At 71.0% G+C, this 25,336-nt stretch carries 29 protein-coding genes and 1 pseudogene; 17 read left to right on the top strand and 13 right to left on the bottom strand.

Annotated features, from left to right (window positions below):
- The first annotated feature begins 60 nt into the window (after positions 1-60).
- Entirely contained in the window at positions 61-501 is a 441-nt protein-coding gene (locus tag ABZ192_RS13500; RefSeq protein WP_356924632.1) for a hypothetical protein, read from the top strand.
- Between the two features lie 3 nt (positions 502-504).
- On the opposite strand, the gene ABZ192_RS13495 is transcribed toward ABZ192_RS13500, so the two are convergent.
- The 3 genes from ABZ192_RS13495 to ABZ192_RS13485 form a co-directional block, all read right to left on the bottom strand.
- The gene (locus ABZ192_RS13495; RefSeq protein ID WP_356924648.1) at positions 505-1,647 is read right to left on the bottom strand and encodes an RNA polymerase sigma factor SigF; all 1,143 of its coding nucleotides are present in this window, start codon (positions 1,645-1,647) and stop codon (positions 505-507) included.
- Between the two features lie 17 nt (positions 1,648-1,664).
- On the bottom strand, positions 1,665-2,078 hold the full coding sequence (locus ABZ192_RS13490) for a hypothetical protein (protein WP_003992877.1): 414 nt from the start codon (positions 2,076-2,078) through the stop codon (positions 1,665-1,667).
- 260 nt (positions 2,079-2,338) lie between these two features.
- A complete protein-coding gene (locus tag ABZ192_RS13485; protein ID WP_356924631.1) occupies positions 2,339-2,599 on the bottom strand; it encodes a UBP-type zinc finger domain-containing protein in 261 nt (86 codons plus the stop codon).
- A gap of 62 nt (positions 2,600-2,661) precedes the next feature.
- Here ABZ192_RS13485 and ABZ192_RS13480 point away from each other — a divergent pair, with 62 nt between their 5' ends.
- Positions 2,662-4,260 (top strand): Na+/H+ antiporter, encoded by a 1,599-nt coding sequence (locus ABZ192_RS13480; protein WP_356924630.1) that lies wholly within the window; start codon positions 2,662-2,664, stop codon positions 4,258-4,260.
- Between the two features lie 16 nt (positions 4,261-4,276).
- Here the strand turns inward: ABZ192_RS13480 and ABZ192_RS13475 are convergent, their stop codons facing one another.
- Positions 4,277-5,185: a pyridoxal-phosphate dependent enzyme gene (locus ABZ192_RS13475; RefSeq protein WP_356924629.1), complete on the bottom strand. Its 909-nt coding sequence runs from the start codon at positions 5,183-5,185 to the stop codon at positions 4,277-4,279.
- A 10-nt stretch (positions 5,186-5,195) separates the two neighbouring features.
- Complete coding sequence (locus ABZ192_RS13470) at positions 5,196-5,660, bottom strand: DUF6010 family protein (RefSeq protein WP_356924628.1); 465 nt, start codon at positions 5,658-5,660, stop codon at positions 5,196-5,198.
- A 293-nt stretch (positions 5,661-5,953) separates the two neighbouring features.
- Between ABZ192_RS13470 and ABZ192_RS13465 the strand changes: the two genes are divergently transcribed.
- The 3 genes from ABZ192_RS13465 to ABZ192_RS13455 all read left to right on the top strand — a co-directional run bounded on the left by ABZ192_RS13465 (position 5,954) and on the right by ABZ192_RS13455 (position 9,619).
- A complete protein-coding gene (locus tag ABZ192_RS13465) occupies positions 5,954-7,360 on the top strand; it encodes a family 2B encapsulin nanocompartment shell protein (protein ID WP_356924627.1) in 1,407 nt (468 codons plus the stop codon).
- Between the two features lie 111 nt (positions 7,361-7,471).
- On the top strand, positions 7,472-8,641 hold the full coding sequence (locus ABZ192_RS13460) for a family 2 encapsulin nanocompartment cargo protein polyprenyl transferase (protein WP_356924626.1): 1,170 nt from the start codon (positions 7,472-7,474) through the stop codon (positions 8,639-8,641).
- Between the two features lie 360 nt (positions 8,642-9,001).
- The gene (locus tag ABZ192_RS13455; protein WP_356924625.1) at positions 9,002-9,619 is read left to right on the top strand and encodes a GNAT family N-acetyltransferase; all 618 of its coding nucleotides are present in this window, start codon (positions 9,002-9,004) and stop codon (positions 9,617-9,619) included.
- A gap of 25 nt (positions 9,620-9,644) precedes the next feature.
- Here ABZ192_RS13455 and ABZ192_RS13450 read toward each other — a convergent pair whose 3' ends face one another.
- Positions 9,645-10,235: a TetR family transcriptional regulator gene (locus ABZ192_RS13450; RefSeq protein WP_356924624.1), complete on the bottom strand. Its 591-nt coding sequence runs from the start codon at positions 10,233-10,235 to the stop codon at positions 9,645-9,647.
- A 112-nt stretch (positions 10,236-10,347) separates the two neighbouring features.
- Here ABZ192_RS13450 and ABZ192_RS13445 point away from each other — a divergent pair, with 112 nt between their 5' ends.
- The 5 genes from ABZ192_RS13445 to ABZ192_RS13425 all read left to right on the top strand — a co-directional run bounded on the left by ABZ192_RS13445 (position 10,348) and on the right by ABZ192_RS13425 (position 13,248).
- Positions 10,348-10,932 (top strand): dihydrofolate reductase family protein, encoded by a 585-nt coding sequence (locus ABZ192_RS13445; RefSeq protein WP_356924623.1) that lies wholly within the window; start codon positions 10,348-10,350, stop codon positions 10,930-10,932.
- Positions 10,933-10,958: 26 nt separating this feature from the next.
- Positions 10,959-11,234, top strand: coding sequence for a hypothetical protein (locus ABZ192_RS13440; protein ID WP_356924622.1), 276 nt, complete (start codon positions 10,959-10,961; stop codon positions 11,232-11,234).
- 84 nt (positions 11,235-11,318) lie between these two features.
- Positions 11,319-11,732, top strand: a complete 414-nt coding sequence (locus ABZ192_RS13435; protein WP_356924621.1) for a YciI family protein — start codon at positions 11,319-11,321, stop codon at positions 11,730-11,732.
- Between the two features lie 54 nt (positions 11,733-11,786).
- A complete protein-coding gene (locus tag ABZ192_RS13430; RefSeq protein ID WP_356924620.1) occupies positions 11,787-13,007 on the top strand; it encodes a sigma-70 family RNA polymerase sigma factor in 1,221 nt (406 codons plus the stop codon).
- Positions 13,008-13,017: 10 nt separating this feature from the next.
- Positions 13,018-13,248, top strand: a complete 231-nt coding sequence (locus ABZ192_RS13425) for a hypothetical protein (protein ID WP_356924619.1) — start codon at positions 13,018-13,020, stop codon at positions 13,246-13,248.
- Here the strand turns inward: ABZ192_RS13425 and ABZ192_RS13420 are convergent.
- Positions 13,245-13,979: a VOC family protein gene (locus tag ABZ192_RS13420; RefSeq protein ID WP_356924617.1), complete on the bottom strand. Its 735-nt coding sequence runs from the start codon at positions 13,977-13,979 to the stop codon at positions 13,245-13,247. The genes ABZ192_RS13425 and ABZ192_RS13420 overlap by 4 nt on opposite strands.
- Positions 13,980-14,084: 105 nt before the next feature.
- On the opposite strand from ABZ192_RS13420, the gene ABZ192_RS13415 reads away from it, so the two are divergent.
- The gene (locus ABZ192_RS13415) at positions 14,085-15,239 is read left to right on the top strand and encodes an inorganic phosphate transporter (protein WP_356924616.1); all 1,155 of its coding nucleotides are present in this window, start codon (positions 14,085-14,087) and stop codon (positions 15,237-15,239) included.
- Positions 15,240-15,255: 16 nt separating this feature from the next.
- Positions 15,256-15,489: a hypothetical protein gene (locus ABZ192_RS13410; protein ID WP_356924615.1), complete on the top strand. Its 234-nt coding sequence runs from the start codon at positions 15,256-15,258 to the stop codon at positions 15,487-15,489.
- Between the two features lie 99 nt (positions 15,490-15,588).
- Here ABZ192_RS13410 and sodN read toward each other — a convergent pair whose 3' ends face one another.
- Positions 15,589-15,984: a superoxide dismutase, Ni gene (gene sodN, locus ABZ192_RS13405; protein ID WP_010040396.1), complete on the bottom strand. Its 396-nt coding sequence runs from the start codon at positions 15,982-15,984 to the stop codon at positions 15,589-15,591.
- A 144-nt stretch (positions 15,985-16,128) separates the two neighbouring features.
- Between sodN and sodX the strand changes: the two are divergent.
- A pseudogene (gene sodX, locus ABZ192_RS13400) lies at positions 16,129-16,380 on the top strand (nickel-type superoxide dismutase maturation protease); the annotation flags it as partial.
- A 65-nt stretch (positions 16,381-16,445) separates the two neighbouring features.
- Here the strand turns inward: sodX and ABZ192_RS13395 are convergent.
- The 4 genes from ABZ192_RS13395 to ABZ192_RS13380 form a co-directional block, all read right to left on the bottom strand.
- Positions 16,446-17,105, bottom strand: a complete 660-nt coding sequence (locus ABZ192_RS13395) for a CGNR zinc finger domain-containing protein (RefSeq protein WP_356924614.1) — start codon at positions 17,103-17,105, stop codon at positions 16,446-16,448.
- Between the two features lie 171 nt (positions 17,106-17,276).
- The gene (locus ABZ192_RS13390) at positions 17,277-18,038 is read right to left on the bottom strand and encodes an amino acid ABC transporter ATP-binding protein (protein WP_356924613.1); all 762 of its coding nucleotides are present in this window, start codon (positions 18,036-18,038) and stop codon (positions 17,277-17,279) included.
- Positions 18,035-18,976, bottom strand: coding sequence for an amino acid ABC transporter permease (locus ABZ192_RS13385; protein ID WP_356924612.1), 942 nt, complete (start codon positions 18,974-18,976; stop codon positions 18,035-18,037). The genes ABZ192_RS13390 and ABZ192_RS13385 overlap by 4 nt, the downstream gene beginning before the upstream one ends.
- 32 nt (positions 18,977-19,008) lie before the next feature.
- On the bottom strand, positions 19,009-19,959 hold the full coding sequence (locus ABZ192_RS13380; protein ID WP_356924611.1) for an ABC transporter substrate-binding protein: 951 nt from the start codon (positions 19,957-19,959) through the stop codon (positions 19,009-19,011).
- Positions 19,960-20,611: 652 nt separating this feature from the next.
- On the opposite strand from ABZ192_RS13380, the gene ABZ192_RS13375 reads away from it, so the two are divergent.
- From ABZ192_RS13375 to ABZ192_RS13360, 4 genes are all read left to right on the top strand, one after another.
- Positions 20,612-21,844 carry an NADP-dependent malic enzyme gene (locus tag ABZ192_RS13375; protein WP_356924610.1) on the top strand — a complete coding sequence of 411 codons (1,233 nt, stop codon included), beginning with the start codon at positions 20,612-20,614 and terminating at the stop codon, positions 21,842-21,844.
- A gap of 544 nt (positions 21,845-22,388) precedes the next feature.
- A complete protein-coding gene (locus tag ABZ192_RS13370; RefSeq protein ID WP_356924609.1) occupies positions 22,389-23,354 on the top strand; it encodes a zinc-binding dehydrogenase in 966 nt (321 codons plus the stop codon).
- 99 nt (positions 23,355-23,453) lie between these two features.
- Complete coding sequence (locus ABZ192_RS13365; RefSeq protein WP_003992902.1) at positions 23,454-23,663, top strand: HTH domain-containing protein; 210 nt, start codon at positions 23,454-23,456, stop codon at positions 23,661-23,663.
- Positions 23,663-24,229 carry a Clp protease N-terminal domain-containing protein gene (locus ABZ192_RS13360; RefSeq protein ID WP_356924608.1) on the top strand — a complete coding sequence of 189 codons (567 nt, stop codon included), beginning with the start codon at positions 23,663-23,665 and terminating at the stop codon, positions 24,227-24,229. Before ABZ192_RS13365 ends, ABZ192_RS13360 begins: the two co-directional genes overlap by 1 nt.
- Positions 24,230-24,247: 18 nt before the next feature.
- On the opposite strand, the gene ABZ192_RS13355 is transcribed toward ABZ192_RS13360, so the two are convergent.
- On the bottom strand, positions 24,248-25,336 hold the full coding sequence (locus ABZ192_RS13355) for a helix-turn-helix transcriptional regulator (protein WP_356924607.1): 1,089 nt from the start codon (positions 25,334-25,336) through the stop codon (positions 24,248-24,250).

The following is a 25,336-nucleotide window of genomic DNA, read 5'->3' as shown; positions in this document are numbered from 1 at the left end:
AAGAGAGCGGGGGCGAACCTGGCCATGAGGGGCGCGCACGGCCGGGGCTACTCTTCAGGGGTGAGCAGTGAGCAGACCTCCACCACCCAGGACACCACCGGCCCCCGACCGCGGCGGCTGACGTACGCCGCGCTGCTGGCCGCGCTGGAAGGGCTCGCGCTGGTCGTCGGCGGCGTCTGGATCCTCGTCCTCGGCCTCACCGGTGAGCCGGACGACCGCCAGCAGGCCGTGACCGGGGGTATCACGCTCGTCGTGCTCGCGCTGCTGCCGCTGCTCGCCGCGCGCGGCCTGCTCGGCCGCCGCAGCTGGAGCCGCGGCCCGGCCGTCATCACTCAGCTCATGGCGCTGCCGGTGGCCTACAACCTGCTCCAGGCCGACAGCATGGCCATTCCGGCCGGGATCGCTCTCGCGGTCGTGGCCGTCGCGGCACTGGTCCTGCTCGTGAACCCCGAGACGACCCGGGCCCTCGGGATCCGCGGGCCCGGCAACGTGGAGAAGTAGCCGTCACTCCTCGACGAGGAGCTTCTCCCGGAGCTGCGCCAGGGTGCGCGCCAGCAGCCGCGAGACGTGCATCTGAGAGATGCCGACCTCCTGCGCGATCTGCGACTGGGTCATGTTGCCGAAGAACCGCAGCAGCAGGATCCGCTTCTCGCGCGGCGGGAGGTCCTCCAGCAGCGGCTTGAGGGACTCCCGGTACTCCACGCCCTCCAGCGCCTCGTCCTCCGCGCCGAGGGTGTCCGCGACCGCCGGGGATTCGTCGTCGGTGTCGGGGACGTCCAGGGACAGCGTGGAGTACGCGTTGGCGGACTCCAGGCCCTCCAGGACCTCCTCCTCCGAGATCGCGAGCTTCTCGGCGAGCTCGTGGACCGTGGGGGAGCGGCCGTGCAGTTGCGAGAGCTCGGCCGTGGCCGTGGTCAGCGACAGGCGCAGCTCCTGGAGGCGGCGCGGGACGCGCACCGCCCAGCCCTTGTCCCGGAAGTGCCGCTTGATCTCGCCGACGACCGTCGGGGTCGCGTACGTGGAGAACTCCACGCCGCGGTCCGGGTCGAAGCGGTCGACCGACTTGATCAGCCCGATCGTGGCGACCTGGGTCAGGTCGTCCAGCGGCTCGCCGCGGTTGCGGAAGCGCCGCGCGAGATGCTCCACGAGTGGCAGGTGCATGCGGACCAGCTGGTTGCGCAGCTCCGCGTACTCGGGGCTGCCGGGGCTCAGGGTGCGCAGTTTGAGGAACATCTCGCGCGCCCCGCTGCGGTCCGGGGAGCCGTGGTGCGCACCCTGTGTGTGGTGCGCGCGCGGCGCTGCGTCCTCGGAGTGTCGCTCGTGCTCGCTCATCGTCCCGCCCGTCGCCCTTCCCCGAGCCCTCGCCTCCTCCTCCACTCCCGGCTTCGCGCGAGTGGGGGAACCCCCCTGGGCAGGAGATGCCGCGATCCCTCCGCCCGGAGGCGCGCTCCGCACGGCGCTCTCCCGGTCCCGCCGCTCGCCTCCCGGGAGGACGGCCCCCGCGGAGTCGTCCTCGGGATGCGGGCGGGCCTGCTCGGGGATGCCGTCGATGCCGTCCGCCATGCGCCGGGCCCCGGTCGGACCGCACGGGTCCGTGGCCGTGCCCTCGGCCGGCAGCTCTCGTGTGCCGCGCTCTTCGTCCCGCACCGGCCCGTCCTCGTTCCTCACGCCGGCCCGGGTCCCGCGCCGCGCTGTTTGTAGAGGCTGATCGAAACGGTTTTGTCCTTGTCCACGGCGGAGGAGACCTTGCCCGCGAGAGCGGACAGGACCGTCCAGGCGAAGGTGTCCCGCGAGGGGGCATGACCATCCGTGGTCGGGGCCGAGACGGTGACCTCGAGCGAGTCGTCGACGAGGCGGAAGACGCAGCTGAGGACCGAGCCGGGCACGGCCTGCTGAAGCAGGATCGCGCACGCCTCGTCCACCGCGATGCGCAGGTCCTCGATCTCGTCGAGGGTGAAGTCCAAACGGGCCGCGAGACCGGCCGTGGCCGTACGCAGCACCGACAGGTAGGCACCCGCAGCCGGCAGCCGGACTTCCACGAAGTCCTGAGTCGCGGGCTCGCCTGCGATCTGGGACACCCTCACCTCCATGGTGGTACAAGTGTTTCAGGGCCGAGGGTCGCCCCCCGGGGTAACGCGATACATGGTTCAGCGGTGACGCTACCGCGCTCTCAACGGTCCTGTCCCCGGGACCCCAACCCCTTGCCGTCACTCACAGTAAACCTGTGGATACGCTCCGTGTCTAGGGGGTCGGCGGGCCTAAATGGGAAGAGCGCGCGCCGGGTTGACGTACCCAGACGCCAGACGGTCGAACCGTCCGTCGCCGGGGTGCTGTCGAGTCACACCAGGACATGATCGACGAAGCACCAGCGCCAGGTCTCCCCGGGCTCATGGGTCCGCATCACGGGATGCCCGGACTCCTTGTGGTGCTCCGCAGCGTGCCGCCCCGGCGAGGAGTCGCAGCAGCCGACATGACCGCAGCTCAGGCACAGCCGCAGTTGCACCGGATCCATGCCGTCCGCCAGGCACGCCGGACACGTCTCGCTGAGCGGGACGGGTTCGGGATGCGGCAGCGCGTCGGCATGCGTGCACTGTTTCATGATTGCCAGGTTACGACGGTCGCGCCGAAGACCGCGTGGAAAAAAGAGGGCGGGCGAGAACGATGGACGTGATGCCACTGCTGTTGCTGGTGGCGGGCAGCGCCGGGATCGCCGCGGTGGCAAGGCGCACACCGGTTCCCGCGCCGCTTCTGCTGGTGGCGGTCGGGCTCGCGGTCAGTTCCGTCCCCGGCGTGCCGGACTACACCCTCGACCCGCACGTCGTCCTGCCGCTCCTCCTGCCCCCGCTGCTGCACACGGCCGCCACCGACAGCTCGTACCTCGACCTGCGGGCGCAGCTGCGGCCGGTCGCGCTGCTGTCCGTCGGGTACGTGCTGTTCGCGACCTTCGCCGTCGGCTGGGCCCTGTACCTGCTCGTGCCGGACCTGCCGCTGACCGCGGCCCTGGTCTTCGGCGCGGTGGTGGCGCCGCCGGACGCGGTCGCGGCGACGGCCGTGGCCCGCCGGGTCGGGCTCCCGTCGCGGATCACCACGATCCTCCAGGGCGAGTCCCTGCTCAACGACGCCACCGCGATCACGGCCTACCGGGTGGCCCTGGCGGCCGCCGTCGGCGAGGGCGCGACCTGGGCCGGTGGCATCGGCGAGTTCCTGCTCGCGGCGGTCGGCGGAGTCGTGGTCGGGCTCGTGCTGATGGCGCCGATCCACTGGATTCGCACGCACGTGAAGGAGGCGCTGTTCCAGAACACGCTCTCCCTGCTGACCCCGTTCGTCGCCTACGCCGTCGCCGAGCAGGTGCACGCCTCCGGCGTCATCGCGGTCGTCGTCGTCGCGCTCTACCTGGGACACCGCGCGTGGGAGGTCGACTTCGCCACGCGGCTCCAGGAGGAGGCGGTGTGGAAGATGGTCGCCTGCGTCCTGGAGTCGGCGGTGTTCGCGCTGATCGGACTCCAGCTGCCGGTGGTGCTGAGGGGACTCGGGGAGTACGAGGGGGTCCTGGCCGCCTGGTACGCGGTCGCCGTCTTCCTGGTCGTCGTCGCGGCCCGGTTCCTGTGGGTGTACCCGGCGACCTTCCTGCCCCGGCTGCTGTCGGCCCGGATCCGGGAGCGGGAGGCGAGTCCGACCTGGAAGGGGCCGTTCGTCGTCGCGTGGGCCGGTATGCGGGGCGTGGTCTCGCTGGCCATCGCCTTCTCGATCCCGCTCACCCTGCACGACGGCGAGGGGCCCTTCCCGCACCGCAACCTCATCCTCTTCCTGACCTTCACGACGGTCATCGGGACGCTGGTCGTGCAGGGGCTCACCCTGCCCCCGTTGATCCGTCTGCTGCAGTTCCCCGGCCGGGACGCACAGGCCGAGACACTGGCCGAGGCGAACGCCCAGGCGCAGGCCTCCCGGGCCGCCGAGCGGCGCCTGGACGAACTCCTCACCGACGAACGCAACGCCCTGCCCGCCCCGCTCGCCGACCGGCTCCGCATCGTCCTGGAGCGCCGCCGCAACGCCGTCTGGGAACGGCTCGGACAGGCCAACCCGATCACCGGGGAGTCCGTCGACGACACCTACCGGCGGCTGTCGCGGGAGATGATCAGCGCCGAGCGCGAGGTGTTCGTCAAGCTCCGGGACGGCCGGTACATCGACGACGAGATGCTGCGGACGCTGCTGCGCAGGCTGGACCTGGAGGAGGCGGCGGCCTTCCGGGAGACGGCGTAGGACGGCGCAGCGGGCGTCACGGGAAGGGGCGGCCGGTGATCACGGCCGCCACCGTCGTCCCGCGCGGGAAGGCGCCTTCGCCGGTCAGGGAGACGAGCCCGTACAGCAGCTTCGCGACGTACATGCGCTCGACGGGTATTCCATGACGCTGCTCGAAGTCCGCGGCGAAGACGTCGAGCTCGTCGGGCACGCGCGCGTAGCCGCCGAAGTGGAAGCGGTCGTCGAGGCTCCAGGTGCCGCGCGGGCCTGCGAAGGCCTGCTGCTGCAAGGCCCTGACCTCGGCGGTCAGGAAACCGCCCTTGAGGACCGGGACACCCAGTGCGCGTTGCCCGGAGGCGAGTCCGGCAGCCAGCCCCGCCAGGGTGCCTCCGGTGCCGCAGGCCACGGCGACGACATCGGCCCGGCCGTGCAGTTCGGCGCCGAGCGCCCGGCAGCCGCGTACGGCCTGCGCGTTGCTGCCGCCCTCGGGGACGACGTACGCCCCCTCCGCGTCCGCCGCGCGCAGGATCGCGGCCAGGGTCCCCGGCTCGGACTTGCGGCGGTACGTCGCCCGGTCGACGAAGTGCAGCCGCATGCCGTCGGCCGTGCAGCGGGTCAGCGAGGGGTTGAGGGGCCGGCCGGCCAGCTCCTCGCCGCGTACGACACCGACCGTGCGGATGCCCAGCAGCCGGCCGGCCGCGGCCGTGGCACGCAGGTGGTTGGAGTAGGCACCGCCGAAGGTGACGAGGGTACGGCCGACCGCGGCCGCGAGATTCGGCGCCAGCTTGCGCCACTTGTTGCCGATCAGCTCCGGGTGGATCAGGTCGTCCCGCTTCAGCACCAGCCGCACGCCGTGGCGCTCGAACCGGCTGTCCACGACCTCCTGCGCCGGCGAGGGCAGCCGGGGACGCAGCACGGCGGATCCGGGGATGTCGGGGCTGGTCACCGGGCCATTGTCACCCGGGGGTGGGGGAGGGGGACTCGGAGCCGACGTCTTCCCGCGAGCCCGGGCCGCGCCGCGGCCGCCCGGACCGGCGGCGGCCGCGTACGAGGTCGATGAGTGACGGGCCGCCCCGCAGGCACCAGAGGGCGATCACCGGGTCGCAGATCGCGCAGCCCAGGGAGGAGGTGTGCGCGAAGGGGATGATCGGGTTGCCCTTGAGGTGGTGGACGATGTCCCACGCCGTGTGCAGCAGCCAGCCGATGCCGATCCACGTCCACGACTCCAGGCCGCGGAAGGCGACGTAGGCGAGCAGCGCGGTGAAGGGGAACTCCCAGCCGCCCATGCCGCCGCCGCTGAGGTACGCCGCGCCGGCGCCGCCGACCATGACCGCGTTCAGGCGCCGCCGGTGCGGTTCGCGGACGAGGGACATCAACAGGGCGTAGAGGATGCCGATGCCGATCGGCGCGATGTACAGCATGGAGAGGCCGTTTCCGAAAGTGGGCGGAAGGAACGGATCACCACGCTAGATCCGGTTCCGCACGCTCCCCAGCGGCATTACCGACACGTTCCCACGGGTTGTCGCCAGCCGCCCGGGGCCGGGGTGCGCCGCCCGAGCCCGGGCGGAGAAAACGGGCCCCTGCCCAGTCGTACGAAGATCCATTCCCGCTCTTTCGTGTAATAGCACCAAGACGCCGCGTGAGGAAGGCTTGGGCGTGCACATCGATGCCCGAGGCATATGGGCGTCGGTCACAACCGGGAGGGCAGTTCTCTATGTCGGTAGGCGAAGAGGTCCGCACGGAGCAGACCAAGCCGCAGCAGAGTCTCGGCACGGCGGCCGCGCGGAACCTGGCCACCACGACCAAGTCCGTGCCGCAGATGCAGGAGATCAGCTCCCGCTGGCTGCTGCGCATGCTGCCCTGGGTCGACATCCAGGGCGGTGCGTACCGGGTGAACCGGCGGCTGACGTTCGCCGTGGGCGACGGCCGGCTGACGTTCGTGAAGACCGGCGACCGCGTCGAAATCATCCCCGCGGAGCTGGGCGAACTGCCGGCGCTGCGGTCGTACGAGGACGAGGAGGTCCTCTTCGAGATCGCCCGGCGCTGCGAGCAGCGGGAGGTCCCCGCGGGCGAGGTGATCGCCTCGTTCGGCAGCCCGTCCGACGAGGTGTACCTGCTGGCGCACGGCCGGGTGGAGAAGGTCGGCACCGGCCCCTACGGGGACGACGAGTCCCTCGGAATCCTCGCCGACGGCGCCTACTTCGGCGACGACGCGCTGCTGAACGAGGACGCGATCTGGGAGTACACGGCCCGCGCGCTCACCCCGTGCACCGTCCTCGTCCTGCCCCGCGCGGAGTTCGCGCAGATCGCCGAGCGCTCGGACACGTTGCGCGAACACCTCCAGCAGCGCCGTTCGATCCCCTCGCAGCGTTCCAACAAGTACGGCGAGAAGGAGATCGACCTCGCCGCCGGCCACTCCGGCGAACCGGACATCCCGCACACCTTCGTCGACTACGAGGCCAGGCCCCGTGAGTACGAACTGAGCGTCGCGCAGACCGTCCTGCGCATCCACACGCGCGTGGCCGACCTCTACAACCAGCCCATGAACCAGACCGAGCAGCAGATCCGGCTGACGGTCGAGGCGCTCAAGGAGCGCCAGGAGCACGAGCTCATCAACAACCGCGACTTCGGTCTCCTGCACAACTGCGAGTACGACCAGCGGATCCAGCCGCACGACGGCGTGCCCGGCCCGGACGACCTGGACGAGCTGCTCAGCAGGCGCCGCGGCACCAAACTGCTCCTCGCCCACCCGCGCGCGATCGCCGCGTTCGGCCGTGAGCTCAACAAGCGCGGGCTCGTCCCCGAGACCATCGACATGGCCGGGAACCGCATCCCCACCTGGCGCGGGGTGCCGATCTTCCCGTGCAACAAGATCCCGGTGACCCCGGAGCGGACGACGTCGATCATCGCCATGCGTACCGGCGAGAGCGACCAGGGCGTCATCGGCCTGCGGGCCTCCGGCATCCCGGACGAGATCGAGCCGAGCCTGTCGGTGCGCTTCATGGGCATCAACGAACAGGCCATCATCAAGTACCTGGTCACGGCCTACTACTCGGCCGCGGTGCTGGTACCGGACGCGCTCGGCGTCCTGGAGAACGTCGAGATCGGCCGCTGGCAGTGACGCTTCCGGTACGCCGGCCGTGTCCGCGCCCGGCAGCGCGGGTACACCCTCGGGGTACGCGACCAGCGGCAGCGCAGGCCCCACCGTCCGCTCAGTCTCCGAGGCGGTCCCATGGGTGAGTCCCTTACGGAGTTCAGGACGCAGACGACGCTGCCCGCCCCCGGTGGGCAGCGCGGTACCGGGCCCGGGCGTGCGGCCGGGGCGCCGGAAAGGCGGGGGCTCATCGGGACGCAGCGGGAAGGCCGGCCGGGCCCGGACGAGGGCCACGAGGCGCTCATGCTCCTGGAGCGGGCCCGGGCGGAGGTCGACCCGGTACTGCGGGACGCTCTCGGCTCGCTGCCCGCGCCGATGCGCCGGATCGCGCTCTACCACTTCGGCTGGGAGCAGGCGGACGGCTCGCCGGCCGAGGGCGGCTCCGGCAAGGCGATCCGGCCCGCGCTCGTCCTCGCCGCGGCGGCCGCCCTCGGCGGACCCGAGGCACGGGCGGCGGCGGTCCGGGCGGCCGCGGCGGTGGAACTGGTCCACAACTTCACGTTGCTGCACGACGACGTGATGGACCGGGACACCACCCGGCGCCACCGGCCCACCGCGTGGTCCGTCTTCGGCGACGCCGACGCGATCCTCGCCGGGGACGCCCTCCAGGCACTGGCCATGCGGCTGCTCGCCGAGGACCCGCATCCGGCGGCCCCGGCCGCCACCGCCCGGCTCGCCCACTGCGTGATCGAACTGTGCGCGGGACAGCACGCGGACACGGCCATGGAGCGTCGCGCTCCCGACGAGGTCACGCTCGACGAGGTCCTCGCCATGGCGGAGGCCAAGACGGGCGCACTGCTGGGAAGCGCCTGTGCGCTCGGCGGGCTGTACGCGGGCGCCGGGGACGCGGACGTGGCGGCGCTGGACGCGTTCGGCCGGGAGGCCGGGCTCGCCTTCCAGCTCATCGACGACGTCATCGGCATATGGGGCGACCCGCGCCGCACCGGCAAGCCCGTCGGCGCGGACCTGGCCGCCCGCAAGAAGTCCCTGCCGGTCGTGGCGGCCTTCGCCTCCGGCACACCGGCTGCCGCGGAACTGGCTGAACTGTACGCACGACCCAGCGAGAAGGAGGACCTCGACCACATCGCCCAGACCGTGGAGCGGGCGGGCGGCCGTGACTGGGCCCAGAACCAGGCGGCCGACCGGATGGCCCTGGCGATGCAGCAACTGGCCCGCGCGGTGCCGGACCCGGAGGCGGCGGGCGGTCTGCTGGCCCTCGCCGAGTTCGTGACACGGCGCAGCAGCTGACGGCGGCGGTGCGGCAATCAGCCGTCGGCAGCGGCCGGCGGAGCGGCAATCGATCGTCGCGACGGCCGGCGGTGTGACAACCGGCCGTCGGCGGCACCTGACCGGCCTTCGGGTGACCGAAGGGCAGGACCCCGGAGGCGCCGGGGCCGTGCGGCTCCTGACTCCGCACGGCCCCGGGCCTCCGGTCAGGCGGGTCCCGCACTTCCCCACGGTGTGCGGGGCCCGCTTCCCAGGCCGGCGACGACGGGTGCTTGGGGCGCCTGTCCGATGAAATCCCGCCAAGCTCCGGCCCCCTGCGCCGGGGCGGCTTCCAACCGCCCTACGATCAACGCCGGTCGGGACGAGTGAAGGGGCGGGGACATGGGTGTGGCGATCCGGACGGCGGGCGAGGGGGACCGGGAGCGGGTTGTCCGGCTGCTGGACGAGGCGTTCCAGGACGATCCCGTGAGCGGCTGGGTCTTCCCCGGGGCGGAGGACCGTCGTGCCCACCATCCCGGGCTCATGGCCGCCTTCACCGACATCGTGCTCGAGTCCGGGCGCGTCGACCTCACCGAGGACGGTTCGGCCTGTGCGCTGTGGCTGTCCATGCCCGCCGACGACCACGACGGCGACGCCGAGGACGACGGTCCGGCCCAGGTGCGTGAGGCCGTCGACCCGGACAACGAACGCATCGAGGCGATCGCCCGGCTGACCGCCGCCATCCATCCCTCCGGGCGGGCCCACGAGTACCTGTGGATGATCGGCGTGGCCCCCGGCCGCCAGGGCGAGGGTCTCGGCACGGCGCTCATCGGGTCGGTGCTCGACCGGTGCGACCGTGAGGGACTGCCCGCCTACCTGGAGGCGAGCAGCGCCCGCAGCCGCAAGCTGTACGAGCGCCTCGGCTTCGAACTCGCCGGCCCGGTGCTCGACCTCCCGGAGGGCGGCCCGACCATGTGGCCGATGTGGCGCGAGCCCCGCACCGCCGAGAGCGCGTCCTGACCCACCCGGCCGATGCCCGGCCCCGCTACCCCTCCGGCAGCACCGTCGCCACGATCTTCTCCACCAGCCCCTCCGGCACGCTCACCCCGGGCAGTACGCCCTCCAGGACGCCCGGCAGGGTCAGGTGCTCCAGGAGCAGGCCGAGCATGGCCAGGTACAGCACGGCGACGGACTCGTCGCCGCCGGGCAGGCCGGCCGTGCGGTGGAACTCCAGGGCTTCCTCCAGGTCGCCTCGGACCGACTCGGTGTAGGAGGCGAGCAGTTCGGGACGCCGGGTGGCCTCCAGGCGCAGTTCCATGAGGGCGAGATAGCCCGTGCGGTCGCGGGTCGCGCGGGCCATGAGGTCGTACATGAAGGCCGTGACCAGTGAACGGTCCTTGGGGCGGGTCATCAGCCCGGCGACCACGTCGGGGTCGGGCGCGAGCCGTACGTGCAGCCGGGTGTCGATCTGACGCAGCAGGTCGGCGCGGTCAGTGAAGTAGTTGGAGGCCGTGCCCACGGGCACACCGGCCTCCGCGTCCACCGCGCGGAACGTCAGCCCGCGCGCTCCCTCACGCGCGAGCACCTCGACACCGGCGTCGACGAGCGCGGCACGGCGCCCCGGATTGCTGACCATGCGGAGTCCCTTCTCCCACTTGCCGCCGTACGCGGATAACCCCTTGCAACCACTACACCAGAAGTACTACAACTGAAGTCGTTGCAGTGGCAGCCTACGAAAAGAGACCGGCTTGCGAAAGCTCACGTACTTCATCGCCTGTTCGATCGACGGCTTCATCGGAGACCCGGACGGCGACGCGACGTCGATGCTCCGCTTCCTCGACGAGGAGTTCCTCGCCTTCCTGAAGGCGGAGTATCCGGAGACCGCGGCCACGCAGGGCCGCCGGGCCCTCGGCTTCGACGACCTGCCGAACAAGCGGTTCGACACCGTCGTCCAGGGCCGCGGCAGCTACGACCTCGCCCTGAAGGAGGGCATCACCAGCCCGTATGCCCATCTGCGCGAGTACGTCGCCTCCAGGACGCTGAAGGAGTCGCCCGACCCGAACGTCGAGATCATCGCGGACGACCTCGTCGGAAAGGTCCGCGAACTCAAGGCCGAGGAGGGCGAGTTGGACATCTACCTGTGCGGCGGGTCCGAGGTCGCGGGTGAACTGTTCGAGGAGATCGACGAACTCGTCATCAAGACCTACCCGCTCGTGTACGGCACGGGCATGCCGATGTTCGGCTCGGGAATCGCGATCTCGGACTTCACGCTCGACTCGGTGCGCACGTTCGGCAACGGCATGCTGGTGCGCACGTACAGCAGGAAGCGCTGAGCCGCCGACCGGCCTACCCTGAGGACATGAGCAGCGAAGGACACACCTGTCCGACCTGCGGACAGCCGGTGGAAACGGTCGTCCGGCGCCACAAGACGCTGGGCGCGTGGGTCCCCGTGTGGGTGGCGGGCCGCTGCCGCAACCCCGGGTGCGGGTCCTATGAAGCGGAAGGGGCCGAGGGCGGCCGGACCGGCGAGGAGACCCGGACCGCCGACCCGCCCCGGCCCGCCGAGGACACCGCCTCCCCTGCGACGACCCGGCGGGACGACGCCCCCGGAGAAACCGTCGCGGAAAATCCCTGAGATCGTGTCGAGAATCCCGGCCCGGCTCCGACGTCCCCTGTGAGAGCCGCCCACCAGGGCGGTGAGAGCCGAAGGAGCGGACTGATGAAGTACCTGGTCATGGTGCAGGGCACGCAGGCGGACTACGACGCCATGCGCGGCAGGGCGTCGGCGCAGTCCCCCGCGTGGAGCGAGGAGGAGCTCCAGGCCATGTTCGCCTACATGGGAGCCATCAACGACGACCTCTCCGAGACGGGCGAGTTCGTCGACGGGCAGGGCCTGGCCGAGCCGGCCCAGACCCGGCACGTCACCCTCGGTGACGACGGCAAGGCGGTGATCACCGACGGCCCGTACAGCGAGACCAAGGAGCTGCTGGCCGGCTACTGGGTCCTGGAGTGCGAGAGCCTGGAGCGGGTCACCGAGATCGCCGAGCGCGTCGCCCGGTGCCCCCAGCCGGCCGGTGCCCCCGACTACCCGGTCGTGATCCGTCCGATCATGGACGGCTCCGGGGACATCTGAGGGCCCGGACACGCCGACGGGCGCGTCGGTGGGACCGGTGGGACCGTGGGACCGGTGAGGAGCACACCCGAGATCGAGGACCTGCTGCGCCGTGACGCGCCGCAGGTCCTCGGCGCGCTCGTCAGGCGGTACGGCCGTTTCGACGCCGCCGAGGACGCCGTACAGGAGGCACTGCTCGCGGCGGCCGGGCAGTGGCCCTCGGCGGGCGTACCCGGCAATCCGCGCGGCTGGCTGATCAAAGTCGCCTCGCGGCGGCTGACCGACGCCCTGCGCAGCGAGGAGGCCCGGCGGCAGCGCGAGGAGCGTGCGGCGGCGCTCACGCCCCGCGACGCCTTCACCGCCGCGCCGCCCGGGGAGCGGGCTCCCCGCGAGGACGACACGCTCTCGCTGCTCTTCCTGTGCTGCCATCCGGACCTGACGCCGCCCGCCCAGATCGCGCTCACGCTGCGCGCCGTCGGCGGTCTGACCACGGCGGAGATCGCCCGCGCGTATCTGGTGCCGGAGGCGACGATGGCGCAGCGCATCAGCCGGGCCAAGCAGAAGGTGCGGGGCGTGCGCTTCGGTCGCCCGGACCGGTGGGAACAGCGGCTGCCGTCCGTCCTCCAGACCCTCTACCTGATCTTCAACGAGGGCTATGCGGCCACCTCCGGAGCCGCTCTCCAGCGCCGTGACCTCGCGGGCGAGGCCGTACGCCTGACACGCACGGTCCACCGGCTGCTCCCCGACGACGGCGAGGTGGCCGGCCTCCTCGCGCTGATGCTGCTCACCGACGCCCGTCGCGACGCGCGCAGCGGACCGCACGGCGAGTTGATCCCCCTCGACGAGCAGGACCGGGGCCGCTGGGACAAGGCCGCGATCGAGGAGGGCGTCGCGCTGGTCACCGGGGCGCTGTCCCGGGGCCGGCCCGGGCCGTACCAGCTGCGTGCCGCGATCGCCGCCGTCCACGACGAGGCACCCTCACCCGAGGCGACGGACTGGGCCGAGATCCTGGGCCTGTACGACGTCCTCGTCCGCCTGGTCCCCGGCCCCGTCGAACGCCTCAACCGCGCGGTGGCCGTCGCCATGGTCAAGGGCCCTCGCGCGGGTCTGGCCGAACTGGACGCCCTGGCAGGCGAGTCGAAGGGGCACCGCCTGGACGCCGTACGAGGTCACCTCCTGGAGCGCGCGGGCGAGCCCGAAGCCGCCCGGGCCGCCTACGAGTCGGCGGCCGCGCAGACCCTGAGCCTGCCCGAACAGCGCTATCTGCAGGCGCGGGCGGCGCGGTTGCGCGACTAGCGTATGAGGCATGGACATGGCACGGGAGCGGCGGCGCAGGGTGTGGCGCAGGGCGGTGATCGCGTGGGCGCTGGTCGTGGTCGTCGCGGGCGGGCTGACGCTGTGGATACAGGACTCGACTCAGCCTCGGGGGCCGTACGTCTGGGAGAACACGAACCCCGACGAGACACCGGATCCGCCGCCCTGCCCGACGCCCGAGCACGGCGGGGTCGTCCTGTGCGCGTACGCCGAGTCGGATTAGACGCGCAGCCCGCCCGTCTCCGGATCCCGGGTCGTCAGGCAGTACGTGCCGCCCGCCGGGTCGCGCATCACCGTCCAGCCCGAGAAGCCGGCCACGAACACGGCCCCGAGCTCCTCGTGCCGCGCCCGGGTCGCCTCGACGTCCGCGCAGGCGAGGTCGAGGTGGGCGGAGGCCGGGCGTTCCTCGTCGAGGCGTTGCAGGAGCAGGCGTACCGGTAGGCCGGACGGCGGCGCGACCACGTGGAACTCCGGGAGCGAGCCGGGCCGTGACGTCCAGTCGCCCAGCAGCCCGCTCCAGAAGGCGACTTCGGCGTCGTAGGCGGACGGCGGCACGTCCACGCACACCTGGTCGAGACGGCTGCCCCGCACCACCCCCGGACGCGACGATTGCCCGCGCCAAGGGCCCGCGCAGAACAACTGCCCGCCGGGCGACCGCAGCACGACGAGCGACCCGTGGTCGGCCACCACGCTCGCGCCGAGCCGCGTCGCCGAGTCGGCGAACTCCCTCATGTCGTCCACACAGAAGTCGAGATGCGCCCCACCTCCTCCCGATCGCACCGCCTGAGCCTTCAGGCAGGCGTCGGCGTCGTGCGGGACCAGCGTGACGAACTCGGCGTGTTCTCCGCGCACTTCGGACAGCCGGGTGTCCGTGACCGCCGCCCAGAAGTCGCAGGCGGTGTCGAACGCCTCGCGCGGGCGGTCGATGAAGGCGTACGTCCAGCGGATCCTCATGAGCGCGATCGTATAAGGGCGACGTCACCGCCACCCGCGTGAACCTTGACCAGCCTTTGCCTCGCCGTTCCCCGCCTATTGGCCTGCACTTGTTTGCATTCAGGAATGGACCACATCACGTTCCTCGTGGCGGTCGTCATCGTGACGGCACTGGCCTTCGACTTCACCAACGGCTTTCACGACACGGCGAACGCGATGGCCACGTCCATCGCCACCGGCGCGCTCGCTCCCCGCACGGCGGTCCTGATCAGCGGTGTCCTCAACGTCGTCGGTGCCTTCCTGTCCACCGAGGTCGCCAAGACCATCTCGGGCGGCATCGTGGACGACACCCTCGTCACCCCGGGGATGATCTTCGCGGGACTGGTCGGCGCGATCCTGTGGAACCTGCTGACCTGGCTGGTGGGGCTGCCGTCGAGTTCCTCGCACGCCCTGTTCGGCGGACTGATCGGCGCCGTGTGGGTCGGGGCGGGCAGCCACGGCGTCGACTTCGACAAGGTCGTCGAGAAGGTGCTGGTGCCGGCGGTGGCCTCGCCGGTCGTGGCCGGCGTCGCCGCACTGCTGGCCACCTACCTCGCCTATCGGCTCACCGGCCGCGCCCGCAAGGACTCCGTCACCAAGGGCTTCCGGATCGGCCAGATCGCCTCGGCCTCGCTGGTCTCCCTCGCCCACGGCACGAACGACGCCCAGAAGACCATGGGCGTCATCACCCTCACCCTGATCTCGGCCGGCGCGCTCGGCCACGACGCCGGACCGCCCCTGTGGGTGATCGCCTCCGCGGGCCTCGCCATCGGCCTCGGCACGTATCTCGGCGGCTGGCGCATCATCCGCACCATGGGCAAGGGCCTCACCGAGATCCAGTCGCCGCAGGGCTTCGCCGCCGAGACCGCCTCCACCGCCGTCATCCTGACGTCCGCGCACCTCGGTTTCGCCCTGTCCACCACCCAGGTCGCCTCGGGCAGCATCCTCGGCGCGGGACTCGGCCGCAGGCTCGCGGAGGTCCGCTGGGGCGTCGCGGGCCGCATGGCGGTCGCGTGGCTGATCACGCTGCCCGCCGCCGCGCTGGTCGGCGGCCTGGCCGCGAGCGTGGTGCAGAGCGGCGGCGACCTCGGTACGGCGGTCGTCGCCCTGGTCGGCGCGGCCCTCGCCGCGGGCATCGTCGCCGTCTCGCGCCGCAACCCGGTGCACGCGCACAACGTCAACGACGCACACGAGGTCACCGTCCGCACCGAGCCGCCCGCCAAGGTCGGCACGGCCGCCTGAACGAAGGGGAGTCGACATGCATCTGGACTGGACCGCACTCGGCCAGGTCACCGCCGTGAGCATCGGCGTCACCGTCGCCGTGGTCGTCGTCTTCGCCCTCGGCGTCCTCGGCCTCGCCCAGCTGGAGGGCGCCCGCGACCGGCAGGGCCGCACCTTCGCCCTCGGCCTCACCCAGGCTGGGCTGTGCTTCCTCGCCTGCGCGGCCGTGGTGGCGTACGGGATCTTCCTGATCGTCCCGCGGTTCCACTGACCGGCACCGGCACCGGCACCGGCCACGACGGCCACGACGGTCCACGACGAAGGGACCCGGCCGGTTCTCCCGGCCGGGTCCCTTCGTCTGCCCGTGGCTTCAGGCCTTCTTGGTCTCCCAGAAGATCTTGTCGATCTGGGCGATGTAGTCCAGCGCCTTCTGGCCGGTCGCCGGGTCGGTCGAACCCTTGGCGGCGGAGAGGGCCTTGAGGGTGTCGTTGACCAGCTGGTGCAGCTCGGGGTACTTCTCGAAGTGCGGCGGCTTGAAGTAGTCGCTCCACAGCACGGACACGTGGTGCTTCGCGAGCTCCGCGCGCTGCTCCTTGATGGTGGTGGCACGCGCCTGGAAGTGCGGGTCGTCGTTGCCGGCCATCTTCTCCTGGATGGCCTTCACCGACTCCGCCTCGATGCGGGCCTGGGCAGGGTCGTACACACCGCAGGGAAGGTCGCAGTGTGCGCTGACCTTGACCTTGGGGGCAAACAGGCGGGAAAGCATGGAGCATTCCTTCCTCGTGATCGTCTTCTCACAGGGGACATTACTCCGTGGGGGAGCGGTTTTCGCGAGTGCCCCCATGGGCTTAGGACAAAAGTCCAGGGTGAGACTGAGACTGTGGACGAAGAACCGGGGAGGTGCCGGGTGATGCCGGAGCTGTCGCAGGAGTCCGAGCGGGGGAGGTCGGCCGCGCCCTTCGGGGTGGCCGAGGTGACCGGTCCGTCCATGGTGCCCACGCTGTACCACGGGGACCGGCTCCTGGTGCACTACGGGGCCCGGGTCAGGCCCGGTGACGTCGTCGTGCTGCGGCATCCCTTCCAGCAGGACCTGCTGGTCGTCAAGCGGGTCGCCCAGCGGCGCGAGAACGGCTGGTGGGTGCTCGGGGACAACGCGTACGCCGGCGGCGACAGCACCGACTACGGCGTCGTCCCCGACGACCTGGTGCTGGGGCGGGTCCGGTTCCGCTACCGGCCGCGCAAGCCGGGGATGCGTTCGCCCTGGGCGCTGCTGGGCTGGGCGCTGTTGGCCGCCAGGCCCGTGCTCTCGGGCAGGCCGGGCCGGGCCGCTTCGAGGCGCTTGCGGGCGCGGTAGGCCGCCACGTTGGCGCGGGTCGCGCAGCGGTCGGAGCAGTAGCGCCGGGAGCGGTTGGTGGAGGTGTCCAGGTAGGCGTTGCGGCACGGCGAGGCCTCGCACAGTCCGAGCCGGTCCACGCCGTACTCGGTCAGGTGGAACGCCAGGCCCATCGCCGCGATCGCCGCGTATCCCGCGGTCGCGTTGGACGGATGGTCCGCCAGGTGCATGTGCCACAGGGGGCGGCCGTCGTCGTCGCGGACGTCGTGGCCGGAGATCTGCGGGCTCACCGGGAACTCCAGCAGCAGCGAGTTCAGCAGGTCCACGGCGAGCGTCTCGTCGCCCGTGTCGGCCGCCTCGAAGACCGCGCGCAGCCGGGCCCGGACCGAGCGGAAGCGGGTGACGTCCGCGTCGGTGGTGCGGCGGGCCGCCGACTGGTTGTCGACGAACAGCTCGCGGACCGCCTCGACCGACGTCAGGGTGTCCTTGCCCCGGGCCGGTTCCTCCGTGTTGACGAGGCGCACGGCGTAGTCCGAGTAATAGGCCAGTTCCACGTGAAGTCCTTACGGAGGGCTTTGTTGTCCTGAGCGCGCACTCGTAACAGCTGATGGTGCTTCCAGGGTATTACGAGGGAGGGGCTGGGTGACGGAAACGCGGACGGCACCGAGCAGCACGCCGAAGGGGGCGGTACGGAGTTCCGTACCGCCCCCTCGGGGTGGGTGATGTCAGAGCACCTTGGACAGGAACGACTTCGTCCGCTCGTGCTGCGGGTTCGTCAGCACCTCGCGCGGGTGACCGGATTCGACCACCACGCCGCCGTCCATGAAGACCAGGCTGTCGCCCACCTCGCGGGCGAAGCCCATCTCGTGGGTGACGACGATCATCGTCATGCCGGACTCGGCGAGGTCGCGCATGACGTCCAGGACGTCACCGACCAGCTCCGGGTCGAGCGCCGAGGTCGGCTCGTCGAACAGCATCAGCTTCGGGTCCATGGCGAGGGCCCGGGCGATGGCGACGCGCTGCTGCTGGCCACCGGAGAGCTGCGAGGGGTAGCTGCCCGCCTTGTCGGCCAGGCCCACCCGGTCCAGCAGCTCCAGGGCACGCTGCCGGGCCTGGCTCCTGCTCACGCCCTTGACCTGGACCGGTGCCTCCATGACGTTCTCCACGGCCGTCATGTGCGGGAACAGGTTGAAGCGCTGGAAGACCATGCCGATGTCCCGGCGCTTGAGGGCCACCTCGCTGTCCTTCAGCTCGTAGAGCTTGTCGCCCTTCTGGCGGTAGCCCACCAGCTCCCCGTCCACGTACAGGCGGCCGGCGTTGATCTTCTCCAGGTGGTTGATGCACCTCAGGAACGTCGACTTGCCCGAGCCGGAGGGGCCGATGAGGCAGAACACCTCGCCGGACTTCACCTCCAGGTCGATGCCCTTGAGGACCTCGAGGGGACCGAAGCTCTTGTGGACGCCTTCGGCCTTGACCATGGCGTTCATGCGGTGCCTCCCGTCGGCTTCGAGCGGTTGGACAGAGACAGGAGGTTGGCCTTGACCTTCTGGAACGGCGTGGCCGGGAGCGACCGGCTCGAACCACGCGCGTAGTACCGCTCCAGGTAGTACTGGCCGATGCTGAAGACCGAGGTCATCAGCAGGTACCAGGCCGCCGCCAGGAACAGCATCTCGGCGGGGGCGCCGGAGGTCTGGCCGATGTCCTGAGCGGCGCGCAGCAGCTCCGGATACTGGACGACCGAGACCAGCGAGGTCGTCTTCAGCATGTTGATGACCTCGTTGCCCGTCGGCGGCACGATCACGCGCATCGCCTGCGGGATGACGATCCGGCGCAGCGTCTTGGCGTGGCTCATGCCCAGCGCGTGGGACGCCTCGGTCTGGCCCTCGTCGACGGAGAGCAGACCGGCCCGGCAGATCTCCGCCATGTACGCGGCCTCGTTGAGACCGAGGCCCAGCAGCGCCGTCAGGAACGGGGTCATGAAGTCCGACCACTCGTCCTTGTAGAACGGCCCGAGGTTGATGTACTCGAAGACCAGGCCCAGGTTGAACCAGACGATCAGCTGCACCAGGACCGGCGTGCCGCGGAAGAACCAGATGTAGAACCACGCGATCGACGAGGTCACCGGGTTCTTCGACAGGCGCATCACGGCGAGCACGACGCCGCCGACGATGCCGATCACCATGGACAGCACGGTCAGCAGGAGCGTTTTGCCCACGCCGTTCAGGATCCGGTCGTCGAAGAAGTAGTCCGGGATCGCACCCCAGTTGATCTTGCCCTGGGAGAACGCGTAGACGACCCCGACCAGCAGGGCGATGGCGACGACGGCGGAGATGTACCGCCCGTAGTGCCGGACCGGGATGGCCTTGATGGCCTCCGGCCCGGCCGGGGGCGTGTCGCCCGTCGTCTTGTCGATGTCAACAGTCACGGGTGTTGCCTTTCAGTGCCGCTGCGTCGCGGTCACTTGCCGCCGTTGATGGTGGCTTCCTTGATGGCGCCGTCCGTGACGCCCCACTTCTTCATGATCTTCTCGTACTCACCGTTCTTGATGAGCGCGTCCAGCGCGGCCTTGAGGGCGTCCCGCAGCTGCGTCTGGTTCTTGGCGACCGCGATGCCGTACGGAGCGGCCTCGACCTGCTCGCCGACCAGCTGGAAGTCCTTGCCGCCACCGGAGGTCTTCACGGCGTACGCGGCGACCGGGAAGTCGGACGAGCCGGCGTCGGCGCCACCCGCGCGCAGACGGGTCTGGGCCTGCTGGTCGTTGTCGAAGGGCTCGATGGCGATCTTCTTGCCGGCGGGGCACTTCTTCGACTCGGCCTTGGCGAGGTCCTCGGAGACCGTGCCGCGCTGCAGCACGATCTTCTTGCCGCACAGGTCGGACCAGGTCTTGATGCCCTGGTCGTCGCCCTTCTTGGTGTAGATCGAGACACCGGCCGTGAAGTAGTCGACGAAGTCGACGCCCTCACCGACCTTCTTGCCGGTGTCGGAGTCGATGCCCTCCTGACGGTCCTTGGTGTCGGTCATCGCGGACATGGCGATGTCGTACCGCTTGGAGCGCAGACCCGTGATCAGCGTGTCGAAGGTGCCGTTCTCGAACTGGAAGTCGACCCCGAGCTGCTTGCCCATGGCGGCGGCGAGGTCGGGGTCGATGCCGACGACCTTGCCGGAGCTGTCCTTGAACTCGACCGGGGCGTACGCGATGTCCGAGCCGACCTTGATGACACCCTTGTCACGGATCGCCTGCGGCAGCTTGTCGGCGAGCGGGGCCGCGCTCGTCTCGCTGCCCGACCCGGTGTCCTTGGTCTGGTCACCGCATCCGGTGAGCATCAGCGCGCCTGCGACCGCGATCGCACCGACCGCTGCTAGCCGGGAGTGCGCGGCGGTCGTACGACGGGTGGAGCTTGCGGTCATGGTGGGTTCCTCCGGCGGATGGGTGGAGTTGCCGATGGGGCGAGCGCTGCCGATGGGTTCGGCAGTGCCGTGGACTGCCGAAGGGTTCGGCAGTGCCGTGGACTACCGGCGGTGCCGGTAGTGCCGTGGGTCGACGAGAACACACGTCTTCGAGTGTCGCGACCTCGTGTGATTACGGCATCTTGCCATTCGGACGGCGCCATTCTGGGGGCCAGCCATGTCAAAATCGGATAACGGGCGACCCCCGAACCGCACCACTCCGGTACATCACGGCCGGACCTTCTGCGGGAATCATTCCCTCCGGCAGGAAGATCTTCGGTATGTCCCGGGAATCCGATACGGGGCCCGAGGGATTCGCCGACCCATGAGCGGTTGTCGAGGGTTTGTCCAGACCTTGTCCCGATATTGGACGAAGAGTCAGGGTGCCCGTGTGTGACCTTCGCGTTATGGACTCGTCGTCGGCGGCGTCCGTCCGGTAAGAAGGTTCTTTACACCCCTCATCCGGGGCTCAGGGCGCGTGTGCGGCGCGCCCATCGCGTATGCGCCCGTACGTAACACGTACAGAGCACGACCACGGCCGTACGCGGTCCCGCCCACGCCTCACCAGGAGTGGCCACCCTCAAGCCAATGAAGATTTAAGGGGTAAAAAGAAGTGGCAGCGGAGATCGTCAATCCTCGCAGCGAGAGCACGACGGACCATACGGGTCACGAGGGCGGTGCGGAGCCCCTCGACTCCTTCGATCCGGCGTTCGCGCTCCACCGCGGCGGCAAGATGGCCGTGCAGGCCACGGTGCCGGTCCGTGACAAGGACGACCTGTCCCTGGCGTACACGCCCGGGGTCGCGAAGGTGTGCAGCGCGATCGCGGAGCAGCCGGAGCTGGTGCACGATTACACGTGGAAGTCTTCGGTCGTGGCCGTCGTGACGGACGGTACGGCCGTGCTGGGCCTCGGTGACATCGGGCCCGAGGCCTCCCTCCCGGTGATGGAGGGCAAGGCGATTCTGTTCAAGCAGTTCGGCGGCGTGGACGCGGTTCCGATCGCGCTGAACTGCACGGACGTCGACGAGATCGTCGAGACGGTGGTGCGGCTCGCGCCGTCGTTCGGCGGGGTCAACCTGGAGGACATCTCGGCGCCGCGGTGCTTCGAGATCGAGCAGAAGCTCCAGGAGGCGCTGGACATTCCCGTCTTCCACGACGACCAGCACGGTACGGCGGTGGTGACGCTGGCGGCCCTGCGGAACGCTGCGCGGCTGAGCAAGCGGGCGCTGGGGGAGCTGCGGGCCGTCATCTCCGGCGCCGGTGCGGCGGGTGTCGCGATCGCGAAGATGCTGGTCGAGGCCGGGGTCGGGGATGTCGCGGTGGCCGACCGCAAGGGTGTCGTGTCGGCGGACCGGGACGATCTGACGCCGGTGAAGCGGGAGCTGGCCGGGTTCACGAACAAGGCGGGGATCAGCGGGTCGCTGGAGGCGGCGCTGGCCGGGGCCGACGTGTTCATCGGGGTGTCCGGTGGGACGGTGCCGGAGGACGCGGTCGCGTCCATGGCCGACGGGGCGTTCGTTTTCGCCATGGCGAATCCGAATCCCGAGGTGCACCCCGAGGTCGCGCACAAGTACGCGGCCGTGGTGGCCACCGGGCGGTCGGACTTCCCGAACCAGATCAACAACGTGCTGGCGTTTCCGGGGATCTTCGCGGGTGCCCTGCAGGTGCGGGCGTCGCGGATCACGGAGGGGATGAAGCTGGCCGCGGCGGAGGCGCTGGCGGGTGTGGTCGGGGACGACCTCGCGGCCGACTACGTCATCCCGTCGCCGTTCGACGAGCGGGTGGCGCCGGCGGTGACGGCTGCGGTGGCGGCGGCTGCGCGGGCTGAGGGTGTGGCTCGGCGCTGACGTCCGACGGTGGTGTGAGGTGGCCCTGCCCTGGTGGGCGGGGTCACTTTTTGCCGTCAGGTGCGGCTGTTCGGGTGGCGTGCGGGTGCCTGCGGCGGCCGATGGCTGGTTCGGTGGGGGTGCGCGTAGCGCCTACCGGGGTGCGGTGGGTCGGGGCCGCGCCGGGGGCTGTCCGTCCTCGGAACGGCGCGATGGGGTCGGATACCGACTGACTGTCCGTTGACGCGCCAACCGCTGCGGGCGGACACCCCCCGACACGTCCCCTTCTCGCCGTGCGCGGCTGCGGGCGCGTTTCGGCTGAGCTGCCGCAGGCCGCCGCGCTGCGGCGCCGGTCCCGCTTAGCTGCGGGCAGTCGTGCCTCCCCCGGTGCCTTAAGGGCCTGGGAGGTACCCCCAGGGCGGCACGGGTGGGCGCAGCGGCACCCCGCTCCGCCGGGCTGCGGACCCACCCGGCCTCAGCACTGGAGTGGAGCGCGTGGCAAGAGGGTGTGTCTCACAGAGGCCGGTGGTTCCGTGCGGTCGGTCCGGAACCTATCGTCAAGGTCATGTTCGCTGTCTACGCCGCCCGAATCGACCGCGACCAGCCACTGGCCGGCCTGGAGTTGGGGGAGCGTCCGGCTCCCGAGGCCCGCCCCGGCTGGAGCACCGTCACGGTCAAGGCCGCCTCCCTCAACCATCACGACCTGTGGTCCCTGCGCGGTGTCGGCCTCGCAGAGGACAAACTGCCGATGATCCTCGGCTGTGACGCCGCCGGCGTCGACGAGGACGGCAACGAGGTCGTCCTGCACTCCGTGATCGGCCAGAGCGGGCACGGGGTCGGCCCGAAGGAGCCCCGTTCCATCCTCACGGAGCGCTACCAGGGGACCTTCGCCGAGCAGGTCGCCGTGCCGACCTGGAACGTCCTGCCCAAGCCCAAGGAGCTCTCCTTCGAGGAGGCCGCCTGTCTGCCCACGGCCTGGCTGACCGCGTACCGGATGCTGTTCACCAACGCGGGTGTCCGGCCCGGCGACTCCGTGCTCGTGCAGGGCGCCGGCGGTGGTGTCGCCACGGCCGCCATCGTGCTGGGCAAGGCGGCCGGGCTGCGGGTCTTCGCCACGAGCCGGGACGAGGCCAAGCGGAAGCGGGCCGTGGAGCTGGGGGCCGTGGAGGCCCTGGAGGCGGGGGCGCGACTGCCGCAGCGGGTCGACGCCGTGATCGAGACCGTCGGAGCCGCCACCTGGTCGCACTCCGTGAAGTCGCTGAAGCCCGGCGGCACGCTGGTGATTTCCGGTGCCACCAGTGGTGACCGGCCCTCGCACGCCGAACTGACGCGCATCTTCTTCCTGGAGCTCAAGGTCGTCGGGTCCACGATGGGCACCAAGGACGAGCTGGAGGATCTGCTCGCGTTCTGTGCCGCGACCGGGGTGCGGCCCGTGATCGATGAGGTGCTGCCCATGGACCGTGCGCGGGAGGGCTTCGAACGGCTGGCGTCCGGTGAGCAGTTCGGGAAGGTCGTGCTCACCAACCCCTAGTCACACCTGCATGTGCTGACGGCCGGTCCGGGTTCGGGCCGGCCGTTTGGTGTGTCAACTGGGGTTGACGAAGGCGGGGTGTCAACGTAGGTTGACGTCATGACCGAAGCAACCGATCTGGCCGAGCGTGCGGGCGACCGTGATCCACGGGTCGGCCTGCGGGCCGTCGCCGCCCTGCGCAGGCTGCTGGAGCAGCTGGAAGCCGTCCAGGTGCGCAACGCGCGCAATCAGGGCTGGTCGTGGCAGGAGATCGCCACCGAACTCGGTGTGAGCAGGCAGGCCGTGCACAAGAAGTACGGGAGGCATTGATGTTCGAGCGGTTCACCAAGGACGCCCGGAGTGTGGTCAAGGGTGCTTTCGCGTATGTGGAGGGCGGTGGGGGCGGGCAGGTCGTGGAGCCGGAGCATCTGTTGCTCGCGCTGCTCGATCGGGAGGGCAGCCGTGGATCCTTCGCGCTCGCCGCTCTCGGGCTCGGTGACCGGAAGGAGTCCGTGCGGCAGGCCCTGGGAGCGGCGCGGCGGCGGGCCGGGCTGTCCCAGGCCGAGACCGACGCGCTCGCCGGGCTCGGGATCGATGTGGAGGAGATCGTCGCACGGGTGGAGGAGGTGCACGGGGCCGGTGCCATGGCCGGTGACCGGAAGGACAAGGGGTGGTGGTCGGGGCGGCCCTCCTTCGGGCGCGGGGCCAAGGACGTCCTGGAGCGCTCCTTGCGGGTCGCCCTCGCCCAGCGGGACCGGCACATCGGGGACGAGCACATCCTGCTCGCCCTGACCCTGCGCCCCGGCGTCCCGGCCGAGGTCCTCGCCGACCACGGAGTGACGTACGCGTCCCTGGTGCGGCTGCTGTACGGGGGCGGCGAGGCCAAGGCCGGCTGAGGGGCGGGGGCCGGCCGCTTACTTCTCCGGCGTGCGCAGAAGGGCTCCTATGTGGGCCGCGGCCGTCGACAGGTGGCGGCGGGCGTCGCGCAGTTGGCCGGGGGTGACGCCGTGGTCGCGGGCCGCGTCGCGGATGTCGTCCCGGAAGCGGTCGAGCAGGCGGTCGAGGTCGCGGGCCGGGTCGCCGGTGGAGTCCGTGGCGTCCTCGTGGGCCCAGGCGGGCTCGTAGGCGGCCGGGAAGTCCTCGGCGGGCTGTGAGGGCGTCGGCTCTGCGGTCGGCTTGCCGGTGCCGGTGCCGGTGCCGGTGCCGGTGCCGGTGCCGGTCCAGTCGAAGCCGAAGTCCTTGCCGTAGTCCTTGCCGAACTCGCCGACCTCCTTGGCCAGTTCGCTCAGGCCCTCGCGCAGTCCCGTGGGCCAGTCGCCGCGGGCGAAGTGGTCCTGGACCTGCTCCTGGACCCGGCGGGCGATGCGCTGCACCTGCTCCTGGGCCTGGGCGCGGGCCTGTTCCTGGGCCTCCTTCGCCTGGCGGCGGGCGCGCTGGGCGTCCTCGCGGGCGCGGCGGCTCTCGTCCTTGGCGCGGCGGGCCTGTTCCTTCCACTCCTGCCTGGCCCGCCGCATCTCCTCCTTGGCCACGCGCCAGGCGTCCTTGTCGCCGTACTGCCCGAAGTCCCCGAAGGGAGCGTCCTCCGTGCCGCGGGCCCCCTTGCTGCCGGTCTCCCGGCGGGCCTCGGTCGCGGCGGCGCGCATCTCGCGGCGCAGGTCGCCGGCGGCCCCGCGCACGTCGGCGCGGATCTCCGCCGCCAGTTCTGCGACCGACTCCCGGATCTCCAGCTCCAGATCGGCCAGTTCGCCACTGCGGTCGGCCAGCTCGGCGCGGCCCGCGTCCGTGATCGAGTACACCTTGCGGCCGCCCTCGGTGGTGTGGGTGACCAGGCCCTCGGCCTCCAGCTTGGCCAGGCGCGGGTAGACCGTGCCCGCCGACGGTGCGTACAGCCCCTGGAAGCGCTCCTCGAGGAGGCGGATCACCTCGTAGCCGTGACGGGGGGCCTCGTCCAGCAGCTTCAGCAGGTAGAGGCGGAGGCGGCCGTGGGCGAAGACGGGAGGCAT

This window comes from Streptomyces sp. NPDC006235 (genome assembly GCF_040613735.1).
Lineage (GTDB): Bacteria > Actinomycetota > Actinomycetes > Streptomycetales > Streptomycetaceae > Streptomyces.
Note: the sequence above shows the minus strand (reverse complement) of the source record. Positions and strands in the feature narration are given on the sequence as shown.

What these genes read in the sequence shown, in the direction of transcription:
- ABZ192_RS13415 (WP_356924616.1), top strand. Translation starts at nt 14,085, where the DNA reads ATGGACCACATCACGTTCCTCGTGGCGGTCGTCATCGTGACGGCACTG.
- ABZ192_RS13380 (WP_356924611.1), bottom strand. Translation starts at nt 19,959, where the DNA reads ATGACCGCAAGCTCCACCCGTCGTACGACCGCCGCGCACTCCCGGCTA.
- ABZ192_RS13460 (WP_356924626.1), top strand. Translation starts at nt 7,472, where the DNA reads ATGGGTGAGTCCCTTACGGAGTTCAGGACGCAGACGACGCTGCCCGCC.
- ABZ192_RS13440 (WP_356924622.1), top strand. Translation starts at nt 10,959, where the DNA reads ATGAGCAGCGAAGGACACACCTGTCCGACCTGCGGACAGCCGGTGGAA.
- ABZ192_RS13470 (WP_356924628.1), bottom strand. Translation starts at nt 5,660, where the DNA reads ATGCTGTACATCGCGCCGATCGGCATCGGCATCCTCTACGCCCTGTTG.
- sodN (WP_010040396.1), bottom strand. Translation starts at nt 15,984, where the DNA reads ATGCTTTCCCGCCTGTTTGCCCCCAAGGTCAAGGTCAGCGCACACTGC.
- ABZ192_RS13360 (WP_356924608.1), top strand. Translation starts at nt 23,663, where the DNA reads ATGTTCGAGCGGTTCACCAAGGACGCCCGGAGTGTGGTCAAGGGTGCT.
- ABZ192_RS13450 (WP_356924624.1), bottom strand. Translation starts at nt 10,235, where the DNA reads ATGGTCAGCAATCCGGGGCGCCGTGCCGCGCTCGTCGACGCCGGTGTC.
- ABZ192_RS13370 (WP_356924609.1), top strand. Translation starts at nt 22,389, where the DNA reads ATGTTCGCTGTCTACGCCGCCCGAATCGACCGCGACCAGCCACTGGCC.
- ABZ192_RS13435 (WP_356924621.1), top strand. Translation starts at nt 11,319, where the DNA reads ATGAAGTACCTGGTCATGGTGCAGGGCACGCAGGCGGACTACGACGCC.
- ABZ192_RS13365 (WP_003992902.1), top strand. Translation starts at nt 23,454, where the DNA reads ATGACCGAAGCAACCGATCTGGCCGAGCGTGCGGGCGACCGTGATCCA.
- ABZ192_RS13420 (WP_356924617.1), bottom strand. Translation starts at nt 13,979, where the DNA reads ATGAGGATCCGCTGGACGTACGCCTTCATCGACCGCCCGCGCGAGGCG.
- ABZ192_RS13355 (WP_356924607.1), bottom strand. Translation starts at nt 25,336, where the DNA reads ATGCCTCCCGTCTTCGCCCACGGCCGCCTCCGCCTCTACCTGCTGAAG.
- ABZ192_RS13480 (WP_356924630.1), top strand. Translation starts at nt 2,662, where the DNA reads ATGGACGTGATGCCACTGCTGTTGCTGGTGGCGGGCAGCGCCGGGATC.
- ABZ192_RS13425 (WP_356924619.1), top strand. Translation starts at nt 13,018, where the DNA reads ATGGACATGGCACGGGAGCGGCGGCGCAGGGTGTGGCGCAGGGCGGTG.
- ABZ192_RS13390 (WP_356924613.1), bottom strand. Translation starts at nt 18,038, where the DNA reads ATGAACGCCATGGTCAAGGCCGAAGGCGTCCACAAGAGCTTCGGTCCC.
- ABZ192_RS13485 (WP_356924631.1), bottom strand. Translation starts at nt 2,599, where the DNA reads ATGAAACAGTGCACGCATGCCGACGCGCTGCCGCATCCCGAACCCGTC.
- ABZ192_RS13455 (WP_356924625.1), top strand. Translation starts at nt 9,002, where the DNA reads ATGGGTGTGGCGATCCGGACGGCGGGCGAGGGGGACCGGGAGCGGGTT.
- ABZ192_RS13465 (WP_356924627.1), top strand. Translation starts at nt 5,954, where the DNA reads ATGTCGGTAGGCGAAGAGGTCCGCACGGAGCAGACCAAGCCGCAGCAG.
- ABZ192_RS13410 (WP_356924615.1), top strand. Translation starts at nt 15,256, where the DNA reads ATGCATCTGGACTGGACCGCACTCGGCCAGGTCACCGCCGTGAGCATC.